This window comes from Wolbachia endosymbiont of Spodoptera picta (assembly GCF_018141665.1).
Classification (GTDB): Bacteria; Pseudomonadota; Alphaproteobacteria; order Rickettsiales; family Anaplasmataceae; genus Wolbachia.
In genome coordinates this window covers 737724-752595 of sequence record NZ_CP067976.1, presented here as the reverse complement: position 1 = coordinate 752595, position 14872 = coordinate 737724, and the positions used below count along the sequence as shown (strand labels likewise).

At 33.4% G+C, this 14872-nt stretch carries 13 protein-coding genes; 9 read left to right on the top strand and 4 right to left on the bottom strand.

Features of this window, described 5'->3' with window-relative positions; translation table 11 throughout:
- The first annotated feature begins 149 nt into the window (after positions 1 to 149).
- On the top strand, positions 150 to 1982 hold the full coding sequence (locus JKF54_RS03265; protein ID WP_246433099.1) for an ankyrin repeat domain-containing protein: 1833 nt from the start codon (positions 150 to 152) through the stop codon (positions 1980 to 1982).
- A 64-nt stretch (positions 1983 to 2046) separates the two neighbouring features.
- On the top strand, positions 2047 to 3243 hold the full coding sequence (gene hemA / locus JKF54_RS03260) for a 5-aminolevulinate synthase (protein WP_211908736.1): 1197 nt from the start codon (positions 2047 to 2049) through the stop codon (positions 3241 to 3243).
- Positions 3244 to 3564: 321 nt separating this feature from the next.
- On the opposite strand, the gene JKF54_RS03255 is transcribed toward hemA, so the two are convergent.
- The 3 genes from JKF54_RS03255 to rimM are packed head-to-tail and all read right to left on the bottom strand — an operon-like array spanning position 3565 to position 5384.
- Positions 3565 to 4257 (bottom strand): inositol monophosphatase family protein, encoded by a 693-nt coding sequence (locus tag JKF54_RS03255; protein WP_211907536.1) that lies wholly within the window; start codon positions 4255 to 4257, stop codon positions 3565 to 3567.
- Complete coding sequence (gene efp / locus JKF54_RS03250) at positions 4258 to 4824, bottom strand: elongation factor P (RefSeq protein WP_211907535.1); 567 nt, start codon at positions 4822 to 4824, stop codon at positions 4258 to 4260. It lies immediately after the preceding gene.
- 59 nt (positions 4825 to 4883) lie between these two features.
- Positions 4884 to 5384, bottom strand: a complete 501-nt coding sequence (rimM, locus tag JKF54_RS03245) for a ribosome maturation factor RimM (RefSeq protein WP_006014540.1) — start codon at positions 5382 to 5384, stop codon at positions 4884 to 4886.
- Between the two features lie 97 nt (positions 5385 to 5481).
- Between rimM and JKF54_RS06420 the strand changes: the two genes are divergently transcribed.
- From JKF54_RS06420 to JKF54_RS06410, 3 genes are all read left to right on the top strand, one after another.
- Positions 5482 to 7293, top strand: a complete 1812-nt coding sequence (locus JKF54_RS06420) for a DEAD/DEAH box helicase (RefSeq protein ID WP_246433098.1) — start codon at positions 5482 to 5484, stop codon at positions 7291 to 7293.
- On the top strand, positions 7227 to 8426 hold the full coding sequence (locus JKF54_RS06415; protein WP_246433097.1) for a hypothetical protein: 1200 nt from the start codon (positions 7227 to 7229) through the stop codon (positions 8424 to 8426). The genes JKF54_RS06420 and JKF54_RS06415 overlap by 67 nt, the downstream gene beginning before the upstream one ends.
- A gap of 439 nt (positions 8427 to 8865) precedes the next feature.
- On the top strand, positions 8866 to 9126 hold the full coding sequence (locus tag JKF54_RS06410; RefSeq protein ID WP_246433096.1) for a hypothetical protein: 261 nt from the start codon (positions 8866 to 8868) through the stop codon (positions 9124 to 9126).
- Here JKF54_RS06410 and JKF54_RS03235 read toward each other — a convergent pair.
- On the bottom strand, positions 9123 to 10292 hold the full coding sequence (locus tag JKF54_RS03235; RefSeq protein WP_211907534.1) for an aspartate aminotransferase family protein: 1170 nt from the start codon (positions 10290 to 10292) through the stop codon (positions 9123 to 9125). The two genes, JKF54_RS06410 and JKF54_RS03235, sit on opposite strands and share 4 nt — an antisense overlap.
- A gap of 64 nt (positions 10293 to 10356) precedes the next feature.
- Between JKF54_RS03235 and JKF54_RS03230 the strand changes: the two genes are divergently transcribed.
- The 4 genes from JKF54_RS03230 (at position 10357) to JKF54_RS06405 (ending at position 14861) form a co-directional block, all read left to right on the top strand.
- A complete protein-coding gene (locus JKF54_RS03230) occupies positions 10357 to 11784 on the top strand; it encodes a sensor histidine kinase (protein ID WP_211907533.1) in 1428 nt (475 codons plus the stop codon).
- 176 nt (positions 11785 to 11960) lie between these two features.
- Entirely contained in the window at positions 11961 to 12698 is a 738-nt protein-coding gene (locus JKF54_RS03225) for a WD_0702 family putative metalloprotease (protein ID WP_211907532.1), read from the top strand.
- Between the two features lie 71 nt (positions 12699 to 12769).
- Positions 12770 to 13780 carry a tRNA (adenosine(37)-N6)-threonylcarbamoyltransferase complex transferase subunit TsaD gene (gene tsaD / locus JKF54_RS03220; protein ID WP_211907531.1) on the top strand — a complete coding sequence of 337 codons (1011 nt, stop codon included), beginning with the start codon at positions 12770 to 12772 and terminating at the stop codon, positions 13778 to 13780.
- Positions 13781 to 13898: 118 nt separating this feature from the next.
- The gene (locus tag JKF54_RS06405; protein ID WP_246433095.1) at positions 13899 to 14861 is read left to right on the top strand and encodes an ankyrin repeat domain-containing protein; all 963 of its coding nucleotides are present in this window, start codon (positions 13899 to 13901) and stop codon (positions 14859 to 14861) included.
- Positions 14862 to 14872: the final 11 nt, after the last annotated feature.

Below are 14872 nucleotides of genomic sequence, written 5' to 3'. Positions count from 1 at the left end.
ATATAGTAGTCTATCATTTAATAATTTATTATAATTATATTGATTGTTAATAGATAAAAACTTGGTGGACTACGAAGAGATGCTTGCTAAGTTGACAAAATTGCCATTTAATGCTACACTTAGCTTAGCTACTAATTAGGAGGAAAAACATGTTAGGTTCAGATTTTGTATCACAGGAATCAAACAAAATTTTAAAGAAATCAGATTCTAGGGATTCGGGAACTGAAGAAGGGTTTGAAATTTTAGAACGAGAGGAAAAAGAGCGCCGTCGTTCTGAGGATTCAGGTAATGAAAGTCAAGAGGAATCTGGCGTTAATAATTCTGATACTAAATCTAGTGCAGTAACTACGTTAGAATTTCAGCTAACACAATCTCTGCTGGGTCAAGTAAAGGCAAATGAGAATGATGAAGATGTAAAGTCTGGTAACACAGCTTATCAAGACCTATATAGAACGGATTTTTTTGTAATCAATGATCGCACTATAGATAATAGTTTCATTAAAGGGTTATATGATAAATATAATGAGGGAGATGATAAACGTCTGTTTGCAAAGTATGTTTTTACGGAAATTTTTAAATATGCTAAAGCAGAAGTTCCAAATGACTATATACTGGAAGAGTTAATTACTAGTTGCAATCAGGCTGGGTATGATGGCTCTTTGTTAATGCAGCTCTCTCCTATATTCTCTAAGCATAAACTAAGCTTGCCTCATGCCAACGATAGAAAGATAAGTATTGTATATAATAGCCAAGGTTCTCTCAATATTCAGTATTGTCCAAGTATGCCTGTCAGGGAACTTGATACAAATAGGGAAATATGCAGGGTTGATGCTATTTTAGAGTTCACACTTAAATTTCATAACGGTGAAGTAGAGTATGAAAATGGTAAAGTAACACTTATCATTCCTGAGGAATTAAAAGCTGGTAGGGAAAGTTTACTAGACGATATTAATGAACGTTTCACAGATTATGATAATGATGGATTTATTCGTTTACACGTTGCAGCACAAAAAGGTAATGTTGAGCTTGGCAGGCGTTTACTAGAATGTGGTGCAAATATTGAGATTAAATCAAAAACAAAAGTAGGTGGTGACACTGCACTTCATTTAGCTGCTAGAAATGGTCATAAAGATTTTGTGAAGCTTTTACTTGATAACGGTGCAAATGTTAATTCAGTGAGTAGTACAGGCAGCGGAGTAACTCCTTTATATGAAGCAGTGTATTATGGACATTTAGATGTTGCGGAATTGCTAATAGATCGTGGCGCAACAGTTGATGCTAAAGATCGGTATAACTTTACTCCTTTGATGTACGCTTCTGCAGAAGGTAATTCGGCAATGGTGGAATTACTTTTACAAAACAATGCAGGTCTTTATTTACAGAATAATAATGATGAAACTGTACTGCACTTAGCTGCTGATAATGGCCATCCTGATGTAGTTGCTATTTTAATAAGTGCAGCAGAAGATAAAGAAAGGTATGTTAATATGCAAAGCAATAATATTGGTACTGCGTTGCATGTTATAGCTTATAATCGAGAAATAAATGAAGGGCGTAAAAAATCTGCAAAATTGCTACTAGACAATGGTGCAAGCCCGTATTTAGAAAATGATCCAATTATTAATACACCATTAGATACTCTTTTGAAAGAAAGCTCTTTAGATATGGCAAAAAAACGAGGAAATAAGGGATTTTTGGAATTTATGTCATTTTTAGGCTATTCAGCAACCGTACCAAGAAATTTAAAGAATGATCCACAAAACACAAAAAAGTATGTCGTAGCTGCTTCTGCGCTTGCAATAACTGTTATTGCCTTAGGAGCAGCTGTTGCAGTTTACTTGGAAATGTTAGCAATAGGAATAGCAGTTGCAGTTTGTTGTCTTATTGCAGCTACAATTACGTACTGCTATAGGCCTAAAAGCTTAGTTGAGGATAATCAGGTCAAAAAGGTTATGCAGACAGAAGAATGTCAGTCTAAGTAATAAATATAGTAGTCTATCATTTAATAATTTATTATAATTATATTGGTTGTTAATAGATAAAAACTTGGTAGACTACGAAGAAATATTCTTAAATAAAATCAAAGATATAAAAGAAGAAGGGCGCTATCGTGAATTCACGCATTTTGCGTCATTACCTGGCAAACTTCCCTATATTATGGATTATGAAAGAAATAGAGAGGTTATTGTCTGGTGCAGTAATAATTATCTGGGAATGTCACAAAACGATAGTGTCATTGCTGCTATTCAAAATTCATCTGTTGGTGCTGGAGGAACAAGAAATATATCAGGTACAACAAAGGAAGTTGTTGAGCTCGAGAAGTCTTTGGCTGACTTGCATCAAAAAGAAGCTGCTTTAACTTTTGCTTGTGGCTATCTTGCCAACCAAACTACACTTAGTACTTTATCGTCTGTTATTCCGGGCGTGGTAATTTTTTCAGATGAGAAAAACCATTCTTCAATGATAGAAGGTATAAAATCAGGAAAAAGACCGAAGCACATATTTAGGCATAATGATGTTGATCACTTAGAGCAGTTGCTAAAGTCTATAGATATAAAAACGCCGAAAATAATAGCACTTGAATCTGTATACTCAATGGATGGTGATGTAGCACCGCTTGAAGCGATATGTGATCTAGCAGATCAGTATAATGCAATTACCTATTTGGATGAGGTACACGCAGTTGGCATGTATGGACCGCGCGGTGGCGGAATTGCAGAAAGAGAAGGTTTGATGGATAGAATAACTGTTATTCAGGGTACATTATCAAAGGCTTTTGGAGTGATGGGTGGATATATAGCGTCTTCAAAGAGCTTGGTGGATGTAATAAGAAGTTCAGCCCCAGGATTTATTTTTACTACTGCTATGTCACCCGTTTTAGCAGCAGCAGCAAAGGCAAGCGTTGAGCATTTAAAATCGAGCAATGTTGAAAGAGAGAAGCAAAAGCAGTCTGTTGAAAAGGTAAAAGACTCACTGAGAAACGCAGGAGTGAATTTTATGCAAACAGAAACTCATATAATTCCAATCATAATTGGCGATCCTGAGTTGTCCAAAAAAGCATCAAAATTGTTATTTGATGAGTATGGAATATATGTACAACATATAAATTACCCAACAGTTTCAAAGGGGACTGAGCGCTTCCGTATTACTCCTACGCCTTACCATACAAATGAAATGATAGAGCATTTAACAAAATCTCTTGTAAAAGTTTTTGAGAAATTATCTGTTTGTGTCTGTTGTTGAGTTTAAAGTTGCCAAGAATAAGGTATCTATTTAAAAGCATAGTTAATGTACAAAATCAGTGCTTTATTTCTTATCATGAAAGTAGCTAACACTGGGATCTATAGCTCACACAGGTAAAGTTTACTCTTTTGTCATCCTATGGCTTGACCATAGGATCCAGTCTAAACAATCTGGATTCTAGTGTCACGTGCTGGAATGACACCTATTTGTTCCTATAGTTGTCTTTTCTCGTCTATCTTATTTTGCCACCCTGCTGCAATGAGGGGTAGGTAAGACCATTTATTATTTTCACTACGTGACTTTTGCTCTTTTGAATGAACTTTAGTTTATATCTCCAGCAATGACAAGCGCGTTATCTTCCCTTAATCTCCCACCGCTTTCTTGCAGAAAAAGCCTACCGAGTGAAGTTTTATATTTATTAATTCCAGAGTAAATTATTCCATTGTATCTTCCGGCAGCAAGATATGCAAAACCTAGTACCGTTGAGCCAAGGGAGCGTAGATTATTATTGTCAAGTGGTAATTTATTTAACAAATTACCACTTATGTCTATTATTCCCCCTTCACGAGCTTTCATCCGCATTTTTACATGGCGAGATTTGAAATCTTCAAGAAAAGCTCCTTTCTTTTCCTCTGCCCAGAAAGTTTCTCTAAGGGCTGGAGCATCAATCACAGCTGCTACAACTCTGTTTTTATGAATGAGACAAACTGATACTGCAAAATAAACCATACAACTAAAAAGGTTTTCCTTGCCTTCTATAGGCATAATAAACCAAGTATAACTGCCTTCTTTTAGATCTTGGCCTACATTGTCTTCAAAAATAAAGTCATAGTTCTGGTTGTAGTTTTTCAAGCAATCGTACATAAGTTGCTTGGATTTCGAATAAGTTTTATTGATAAAGTCTGCTGACTTAACGCTTGAAATTTGCAATTCATTAAAATCACGTATAAGCTGCTTGGAGGCACTGCGTACAGAATCAAGCATCACATTGATTCGTGGTGATGAAATGGCCATTTACTCTTTTACTCTTTCGTAATAGCTGTTATCAAGAGTATGTAATACAATTTTATCCCCTTCTTTTATAAATTGAGGCACGTTAACACGTATTCCGTTTTCCAAAATTGCAGGCTTATAAGAAGCAGTAACAGTCTGACCTTTGATAACAGACTCTGTCTCTTTTACAGTTAGTGTAACGTGATCAGGCACATGTGCAGAAATTATTTTATCTTGATAAGTTACTACTTTAATTTTCATATTATCTTGCAAATAAGCCTTCTTTTCCCCTAATAAGTCTAAATTTATAACAATCTGCTCGTAACTACTTGGATGCATAAGATTTACGATATTCCCTTCAGTAAAGAGATAAACATATTCCTCTTCATCTAAAATTGCCCTTCTGATTGTTGCATCAGAGCGAAACCTCTCATAGTACTTTGCTCCTGTTTGGATATTTTTCATTTCAGCTTGTATATATGCACCACCTTTACCAGGTTGAGTATGCATAATACTTACAACCAAAAACAATCCACCGTTATGTTCTAGTACCTGACCTGGCCTGATATCATTAGCCCTTTCTGCCATAATTACACTTTTAATTTGGTCTGATTATTATAAATAACTTTATACAAATATCAAAATTTTTATTGGCCAATGAATTCTGGCATGTTGATTACTATATACCTTTCCTTCATGTTGATGTATGGAAATACTTCTTTAGTAAAAGATAACATAATGTTTTTTTTTGTGCTGATAACCAAAATTTCTAATATATCCCCCGAGCCGAAATTATTCACAGACTTCACATAGCCATATAATTCATTACTCTCTAGTCTTACTTCCATATTCACAAGATCATCTTGGTAAAATTCATCCTCATCATTTAACTGTGGTAGCTTATCTCTTTCTATATATAACTTTTTATTTCTTAAAAGCTCTGCTTCATTACGGGAATTCACACCGCTAATTGTTGCTATTACTAAATTATTACTGACAACAGACACCAAGCTTATTTTATAATTTTCACTTCCGATTATTAGTTCACCATATAGGAAAATATTTTCGGGCTTTTCAGTAAAGGTTTTTATTTTGACAGCTCCTTTGATTCCATGGGGAGAAGTAATTATTCCGAGGCATATATTCATATTAATATGATAGTTGAAATCAGCTTTTTGTCCATAGAATTGGCAATTTATTGAATTAACATACAATTAATATTGTAATAATTATAGCGGGTAATGTGTGAGTTCTATCAGTAATCAAGAAAGGCAAAGTATTATAAGTAGCTTAGAAAAAATCAACTGCAAGCTAAAAGGTGAATCTATAAAACTTGATGATACAAAGGAATCTATAATAGTAGCACGTCGTAAATCTGTTGTTAAAGGGATATTGGAACATCTCAAAAACCCTTCCATTGCTAACTGTAATGTTATGATCGATGCAGAAACTGGATTTGGTAAGACTTACGACATTGGAATACTGAGTCATGTACTAGCCCAAGCAGGATTTCATCATCTGGTTGCAGTACCAAGTAGTGACCTAGTGAATCAAGCTAAAAAAATGATGAGCAGTGCATTTACTGTAAACATTAGGACACCTAAAACTGCTGAGGAAATTAAAAATGCACTGAAGGCAACTAAACCTACAACAATTATAGTGACACATGACCTGTTATTACAGCAAGAAAATGATCGTAAATTTAAAGACCAAAATACCAAGTTGTGGATTAGTGTTGATGAAGCAGACAGTATTAACAAGCAGCAGGATTTTGAGAACATGTGCAAGCTTGATGAGAAATATCCTACGACTTACCTCACTGCAACACCAAAGAGAAGGATTTTAAATAGATGCGGAAAAGTTATCAGCCCGACAAGATTGAGTAGACGTTGTATTGCAAACGCCATCGAAACAGCAAGTGTTATTGCAAAAACCAATAGGATAACAAATTTCAATCAAGCACTTGTAGTGAACATTGCTACCTCCATCATATCTTTAGCTATATTGTTTCCTATTATAAATAGTAATGTTGCTGCCGTAATTGGTTTCACTTCAGATTATTGGCTGTATTCTGCTTTGATTGGGCAGCTATACTATACAATTTCTATGTTTATATTTGGTATGGTAGTGTTGCCAGTTTGGTGGGTGCTAACTAAAGCAACTGGAGTGGAATCAAGAGAACTGCTCTCTAGATTTCTTGCTAACGTGCGTAGCTTATTTACTAGAGAAAAATCCAGTCCAGCTCATGAGTATGTTGAAGAAAGCGAAGAAGTTTTTAATTACAGTAAACTTGTCGATAACAATGATTTATTAACTTCTATAAGATGGAATGTGCAAAGCCCAATTGGAGAAAGTGCTCTGCTTTTAGTTGATGATGTAAATAGTATAGTTAACCTTAACTTTGCGTTGCAGGGTAGAGATAATTTAGTATATGAAGGTAGTACACGTTATAAAGTGTATAATAAATTTCAGCCTGAAGGAATGTCATATCAAGACTACAGGCTCCAATTACGTCAATTAAACTTTATAAACTGCGTTAAAAAGCAACATCCTAGTTTGACAGAAGAGCAGATATCTGAATTAAAAGAAAAGGTGGATTTCAGTAGTACTGCTGAATATCTAAAATATAGAGTAATGCATTCAATGATCGATCTTACTCTCTTATATTTAATGAAGTGTGATAATATTACCTTAGATAAAAAAAGAAGAGAAGGTTTGAGTGAATTGATAGAAGATGTTAAAAAGAATGTTAGCACCACTAATGATAACAATATTATAAGCTACCTAGAGAGAAAAGGCTTTAGTGAGCAATTTGCTAGAGATGAGCTCTTACTGCAAATAAAGACAGTAATTGAAGCACTGAGTAAAAGTGATAATGAGCAATGCAGCTTAATAGTTGATAATTGGCGCTTAAGCAAAGAGCTCCATGACCTCATGGAAAAAGAGGAAGGTATACTACATAGTCTCATTGATTTCTGCAAACAAAATAAATGTATCTTTGCAGGAATTGGGAAAATGATCTTGGTATTGGAGAAAATAGACCCTTTTCAGCGATAATACGTAATCAAATAGGTAAATATCGAGCTCTTTATTGTGATTATGAAAAAAGAGATTTTGATTCATTGGCTAAATATGCGTTGACAACGGTTATAGATGGATCGAAAGGTCGTGGATTTGATAGTGAATATAATCATGTTGTATCAATATTTGCAGATTCGGTTAGTCAGTTCAATAATCCATCTGAAGCCCTACAGAATCTTGGAAGAAATAGAGAGCGTAATGAGAGCAGACAATCATGGTTTTTCGCTGCTGCAGGTGAAAAAGTTGAGCTATTTGTGAATAAGATCTTAGCAAATTTTAAAAACGAACCACAGAAATTTTGTCAGAAAGTTTTGTTTCCAGCTACTAATAAATACAATAAGTTGCTAAAAAATAGAATGGGAGAAGAACTTGGAAGAAAAATAGAAATCTATATTAGTAAAAATATTGATGCATTAGGAAATATTGATGATTCAGCTCTGAAGAAGTTTTCTAGTGATTTGATAAAAGAAATGTATGAAAAAGTTCATGATATAAATGATTTTGATGTCAAAAAGACAGAACAAGATTCACGTAGGATTTTAAAAAGTACAGAGGCATACCTTCGTTCATATGAGAACAGAATTAAAAACAACGGTAAATTATCTTGCACACGCTCAGCTTTATTTTCTGTGGGGAGTGCTATAACAAAGGTAATGTATTATCTTTGGGCAGGGTTTGACTATTTAGTCTTTTTGGCTAAAGCGTACAATATAGATAAATCTGGAGATACCAGTGCAAGAGCGTATGTACACATAATCAGAAACTGTCACTGTGAAAGTAGTGTGAAGGCGCAAAATTTATTGGTTCATGCATTAGAAATTGCCAAAGAACATGACAGCAGTTTCAAAAGAAATAGTTTGTACGAAGGCAATGAGGATAGATGTAAAGAAAAAATCATCTCATATTTTCAATCCAAGCAATATATACGTGCATTAGATAGAACAATTGCTCAAATTGAAAATAAACACTTGGTAACAATTTTGAAAGCTGTAGGCTACAAAGATGATGCTAATAAAATGGCACAAGAAATCAAAGATTTTTTATGTGATTTAAAGAATTTAAATTGTGTAGACTTGAGAGAAAAATATTATCAAGGCAACTTATATTAAGAAAGCAAATTATACAAAATCAATAATCAAGTTAGTACGATAATTGATGAAATTGTAAGGTGTCATAAGTGGCATCATGGAATAGAGGACTTAGAGCTAAAATTAAAAATCAACCATAATATTTTTGAAGTCAGAGTTAACAATGATTTTTCTAAGTTACGTGAGAAAAACTTTAACAAACGCTCTAAAGAAAGGACATATCTAGGTAGAGCTATGTTACTTATTGGGTTTATAATTTCAATGGAGCTTATAGGTAGAATATCATCAGGTCAGACCATTGCCTTTACTTTGCGGTTTTATAGTATTTGGACCACTGTCACTCTTGTGTGGTGCATTGTTATATGAAATAACGACCTATTTAGTGAGAGGAGCATTTTTTATTTTTGGAGTGCCAATTCTTTTAGGAGAACTGTCTAAATGTGTTTTGAGAAACGGCTCAATGAAAAGTTTGTTAGATATGACATTATCGCTTGGTAACTCGGCTTTTTTCAATATTCCGAAAGACATCGTGCAATCGTTTATATTTGAGGATATAACAAAATTTGACTCACTAAGTGATATAAATGAGCTTACACTGATAAGAGAACAGGAAAAGGCAAAGTGTACAAATGAAGTAGCTGATAAAGTTGTAGCTACTGCTTTATCTGCAATTTTGATACAGCCAACAACTAGTGAGCAGGAAGGTTTAATTTTTAACTAGAACTTTTCAGATAAATACTGAGTGAGGATTTCAATACCTTCATCAATCTCTTTTTCAGTGATAATGAGTGGAGGCAAGATTCTCAGAACATTATCTGATGTTACTCCAACAGTAAGTAAACCACGTTGACTTAGCTCTTCTGCAAATTTTTGGTTATTCATTTTTACTTTTATTCCTAGCATCAACCCTTTCCCTCTCACTTCTTCTATCATTGGAAACTTGCTTGCTAAGTCCTCTAGTTTGTTTTTTAAAGACTTACCTCTAACTTCAACATTTTCTAAGAAGCCAGGGCTGAGCAATTCATCCAATACAGCATTACCTACTGAAGTTGCAAGTGGATTACCACCAAAAGTAGAACCATGCATACCGACCGCCATGTACTTAGCAACCTTTTCAGTTGCAAGACAAGCCCCCAGAGGGAAACCTCCTCCTATTCCTTTTGCAAGAGCACATATGTCAGGCTTAATTCCTATGTGTTCATATGCAAATAACTTTCCTGTCCTGCCAGCACCGCACTGAACGCAATCAAAAAATAGCAGTATGTTGTTTTCGTTACATAGTTCTCTTAGCTCTTTCATGAAGACTTCACTCATTACTTTAATACCACCTTGTCCCTGTATTGGTTCTATTAATATAACACCTATGCCATTAGAAATTGCTTTCTTTACACTCTCAATATTGGGCTCTATGTTATCACACCAGTCAATATAAGGATTCAGTAATTCAGAAAATTTCTGTCTATCGTTTGTTGTACAAGTTAAAAATGTCCTTCCATGAAATGCACCATGAAATGTTAGAATTCTATAGCGATTTTTATTACCTTTTCCATTTTGATAGGCCCTAGCGATTTTAAGTCCACATTCCACTGCTTCTGATCCAGAATTTGCAAAAAATACAGTATTAGCAAAGCTGTTGTTTATTAAATTTTCTGCAAATTTGTTGGCAGTAGATATATTATAGGTATTTGATATATGCCATAGTTTTTCTCCTTGTAATTTTAGGACATCAGTTAATCGTGGGTTAGCATGACCTAAACTGCTAACAGCTATTCCAGAGTGAAAATCTATATAGCGCTTATTATCGATATCATACAAGTAAATACCTTTGCCATAAGAAAAATTTATGTTAGTAGGAGAATAAACTGGCAAGATAGGAGAAATTGTCATAAAAGTATGATATGCTAATTTTTTATTAATACCATAAAAGACGTTATTTCACAATGAGAAGAATATGTATAAATTAAGTAAATTAATGTTTACTACACTAAAAACAAATAGATATACAAAAATTATCTCGCTATTCTTATTAATTTTTGTGGTTTTATTGGGCACAATATATCGCAATTATTCATTAAAGAATAATTTTCTTTCTTTTTACCGTAATTCAAATGCAAACTTAAAAGATCTATTGGAAAATAGTATAATAAAAAAATATCATTATTTACTAATAGAAAAACATCATATTAAATATAACAGTTTTGATTACATAAACCAGTTGGTAAAATTGCGTGCTGAATTGTTACAATCAGTAAGCAAAGTAAGAAATTTTAGCTTAATACTGTATGATCAAAATGCCAGAGTAATTTTCAGTAATTTTAATACTCAAGGTCATGACTATGAGCAGTTGCTTACAAATGATGAAATTGATAAATTGCTAAGCAATCAAGAAATATTTTACGCTACAGGAAATACATTAACTTCTACTTTCCCTATATTTCATGAAGATGACATTAAGCCTTCATTTTTTTTGAAGATCATTCAAAGCTATAATGACTCTTATATTATGGTATATAGTCTATTTTCAATATTAATTGGCTTATTACTGGTTATCTTAATACTAATAATGCTTTATTTGCACTTTTCCAACACCCAAATGCTAGCCAAGCAGCATAAAACTAATATTGAATTACAAAGGGTTAAAGAGGCATTAGAGCAAGAAAATGCAAATAAGATAAAATTTTTTGCAAGTGTTACACATGAGTTGCGTACACCTCTTAATGCTATTATTGGATTTGCAAAGTTGATCAAAAATGAAACTTTAGGTTCGGTAGATCACTCTGAATACAAGGAATACGTAGACGATATATATAATGCTGGTACACATTTACTTGCTTTGATTAATGATGTGCTCGATTTTTCTAAAGCTGAATCAAGTAGTTTAACAGTAGAGAAAGTGAAGTTTAATCTGAATAAGATAATAGATTCGTGCTTAAAAATGTTATCACCTAAACTAAAAGAAACAGGTATTAGTTTAAAGAAAGAGATATCTGATAAACAATTATTAGTTATCGCCGATCCCAAAAGAATGAAGCAAGTTATAATAAATTTGTTATCAAATGCAATCAAGTTCACTCCTCAAGGTGGTTTAATAAGAATGATTATTAAAGAGAATATAGAAAAAAATTTATTAACTATTGAGTTTCATGATAATGGAATAGGGATAATGCAGCAGGACATATATAAAGTTATGTCCGTTTTTGGCCAAGCAGATTCGGGATATAGAAACGAAGGCACAGGTATCGGATTACCTCTAAGCAAGAAATTAGTAGAGTTAATGGGTGGGACTTTCAACATTCAAAGTGAAGCAAAACTTGGTACTACGATAACATTGAGCTTCTTTTATGAAGAGCAAACATGTGAAAAGTTGATTGATTTTTAGTAAAATATATTTGATATTGCACTTTTATATCTAGCACATTCCTAAGTCATACTGACGTGATACCTCTTGGCTAATAATAAGTAGCGGAATGTAAGTAAATTAAACTTTTTTAGCTATACTTCCTGAAAACACTTTATAATTCTTGAGCATAAAGAAAATTCCTTTAATAATGAAGCATGCTAATCAGGAACTTAATAAAACAAGCAACTCAAGTAGGAAATAGTGAAAACGTAATACAATATGTCAAATATCTCTATCAATTTGAGAAGTTTAGAAATACATTAAACCTCACTTTGTCACTAATAAAGCAAAATAGACTCTCGTTTGAAATATATCAAGAAGGATTAGTGGATATGGAAGAGGGAGTGTGTAAGACAATTCGTTCTTCTGGTTTAAATAAGTATGTTATTGTGCTAAGAAGGTCAAATCCTTACATCATAGTACATGAACTTTCACATATGGTTGAAAATGAACTGAACTTAAGCTTAGAGCAAGAATTTCTCTATAAAGTTTATCAGGATATTGAGCAGAACTTAAAGCAGTCAAATATTCTGGTACAAAAAATTATTGGTCAAATTATATTTGAAGAGATACAAGCTTATCAAACTCCAAAATCACGTGCGTCTGAGTTATTCGCACGCTATTTTGAGCTGTTTTCTTGGGCTCAGGAAGTTTATCCTAAAGATAAAGAATATCTAATTCGCACTCAAGATTTAAATAAAGTATTTCTTGCTACTAACCAATGGAAAAAGAGCTACCTGGATCTACAAATAATGGAGAGAATAGATAAAGAAGTAAAGGAATATAGCGATAAAACTGCCTTTAAAGATATAAACAAAGTACAAAGCAGTTGGACTAATAAATTTTCCTCTGGGAGTAAAAAAATTGGTTCTATATTTGGAGATGATAATTAGCTTAACAGAACAAAGTTCACTTCTTCAACATTTCAAGTTATAGTTCTCACAATTAAAGAGTTCAAATATATATGAAAACTATATTAGCTGTTGAAACAAGCTGTGATGAAACTGCAGCAGCAATTGTAAATAGTAATAAGCAAGTCCTTGCTCACGAAATTCTTTCTCAGGAGGAGCACAAAAAACGCGGTGGGGTAATACCTGAAATAGCTTCACGTGCTCATATGAAGCATTTAAGTGGTTTAATAAAAAGTGCTATGGAAAAATATAACCTTAATTTTTGTGATTTGGATGCAATTGCAGCAACATCAGGACCAGGACTCATAGGTGGATTAATAGTTGGTACAATGATAGCTAAAGCAATTGCACACGTAACACAAAAACCGTTTATTGCAGTTAATCACTTAGAAGCACATGCGTTAGTTGTTAGGCTACTATATGAGGTTAAATTTCCGTTTTTAGTCCTGCTGATATCAGGTGGTCACTGCCAATTTTTAATTGCACAGGATGTAGGTAAATACATCAAACTTGGAGAAACGCTTGATGACTCATTAGGAGAAGCATTTGACAAAGTCGCTAAGATGCTGGGTCTAAGCTATCCAGGAGGTCCATTAATTGAAGAGTTAGCTAAAAAAGGTGATGGTATGAGATTTAAGCTGCCAAGAGCAATGATAAAACGTTCTGGATGTGACTTTTCATTTTCTGGAATTAAAACAGCGGTAAAAAACTTAGCACGAGAATTTGTAATGAGTGAACAGGATGTGTGTGATATGTGTGCTTCGTTTCAAGAGTGTATTAGCGACATATTACTCGATAGAGTCAGAAATGCTATTGGTATCGCTGTATCTTTAAATATTAAAATCAATGATTTTGTAATTACTGGTGGAGTTGCAGCAAATAATTTCCTGAAAGAGAGATTAAAAAAGCACATAGACTTGAACGTGCTTTCTCCTCCAAGCAATTTATGTACAGACAATGCAGTGATGGTTGGATGGACAGGAATTGAAAGGTTACAGAGAAACTATGTAGACTCTCTTGACTTTGCACCAAGGCAAAAGTGGGAATTAGAAAAATATTACTAGCACAAAAAATTATCTACTATATAATGCGGCCGCTGGTGAATTTTTGTAGGCTTAAAAATTACAGTGGTATCTACTAAAGCCTTATTCACTACCGGCATTATTATTTATGAGGTGCAGTATGTTCAAAAATAAATTTGACACAGTTACTAGTGTTTTCAAAGCTAAATCTAGTACAAGCGCAAAGACACTCAGTTCAGGTTTATTTGTTGCGGGAAACGTTGGTATGGTCAGAGCAATTAGTAAGATAGACCTCTCTTCATTACAAGGCAATTCAGAAGATAAAGTCAATAAGCAAGACCTAATAATCATATATGATTATATTAATAAAGTAACTCAAGAAGAAAACTATAATATATGTACTAATAATCTTGATTGTATAAAAAGCAGGATTTTAGCAGAAAATATAAGTGATTCATTAGCTGAAAAATTTCGTCAAGATGGATGGAATATAACAAGTAATGATGGTTCTTCGCTATTAACAGTGGCTATTGAAAGAATTGGGAAAGAACAAAAGAAAAATAGGAATTATGATATTCATGTTGAAATAGCTGTATCTCTAATTCTTGGTATGGGCAGAGAATTGATTATAAAATTGGAGAATTTTGCAGATAGTAATGATAAAACACTTCTACATTATTTAGCTGAGTCGGGTAAAGAAGATATTTTATATTTTGTGATAGAAAATTCTAATTTTAACATTAAAGAAGCAGTAAGGAATAAAGATAGAGATGGTAAAACACCACTACACTATGCGGCTAAATCTGGCAATAAAGAATGCTTGAAAATTCTCATAGAAAATGAAGCAGATTTTAGTTGCACTGCCAATAATAAAACCGAGTTACACTATGCTGCCAGAAGCGGAAGTCCTAACCTCCTAGAATATTTAAAAGAAATATTGACAGCAAAAGGAATTTTTGATAGAGAGAAAATTAAAACAGATAAATATGGAAATAACGCATTACACTATGCTGTGCAATCTGGAAATGCTGAGTGCATAGAATTCTTCATTGATAATCAAGTACAATTTTTAAAAAATAAATATAATGAGAATCCTTTTCATAAGATTGTAGGTAACTCATAAACTCAAGAAAA

Bases quoted from the DNA above. Each gene is read 5' to 3' on its own strand.
- JKF54_RS03235 (WP_211907534.1), bottom strand. From the start codon at position 10,292: ATGACAATTTCTCCTATCTTGCCAGTTTATTCTCCTACTAACATAAAT.
- JKF54_RS06410 (WP_246433096.1), top strand. From the start codon at position 8,866: ATGAAAAGTTTGTTAGATATGACATTATCGCTTGGTAACTCGGCTTTT.
- JKF54_RS06415 (WP_246433097.1), top strand. From the start codon at position 7,227: ATGTATCTTTGCAGGAATTGGGAAAATGATCTTGGTATTGGAGAAAAT.
- rimM (WP_006014540.1), bottom strand. From the start codon at position 5,384: ATGAATATATGCCTCGGAATAATTACTTCTCCCCATGGAATCAAAGGA.
- JKF54_RS06405 (WP_246433095.1), top strand. From the start codon at position 13,899: ATGTTCAAAAATAAATTTGACACAGTTACTAGTGTTTTCAAAGCTAAA.
- JKF54_RS03230 (WP_211907533.1), top strand. From the start codon at position 10,357: ATGTATAAATTAAGTAAATTAATGTTTACTACACTAAAAACAAATAGA.
- JKF54_RS03225 (WP_211907532.1), top strand. From the start codon at position 11,961: ATGCTAATCAGGAACTTAATAAAACAAGCAACTCAAGTAGGAAATAGT.
- efp (WP_211907535.1), bottom strand. From the start codon at position 4,824: ATGGCAGAAAGGGCTAATGATATCAGGCCAGGTCAGGTACTAGAACAT.
- JKF54_RS03265 (WP_246433099.1), top strand. From the start codon at position 150: ATGTTAGGTTCAGATTTTGTATCACAGGAATCAAACAAAATTTTAAAG.
- JKF54_RS03255 (WP_211907536.1), bottom strand. From the start codon at position 4,257: ATGGCCATTTCATCACCACGAATCAATGTGATGCTTGATTCTGTACGC.
- tsaD (WP_211907531.1), top strand. From the start codon at position 12,770: ATGAAAACTATATTAGCTGTTGAAACAAGCTGTGATGAAACTGCAGCA.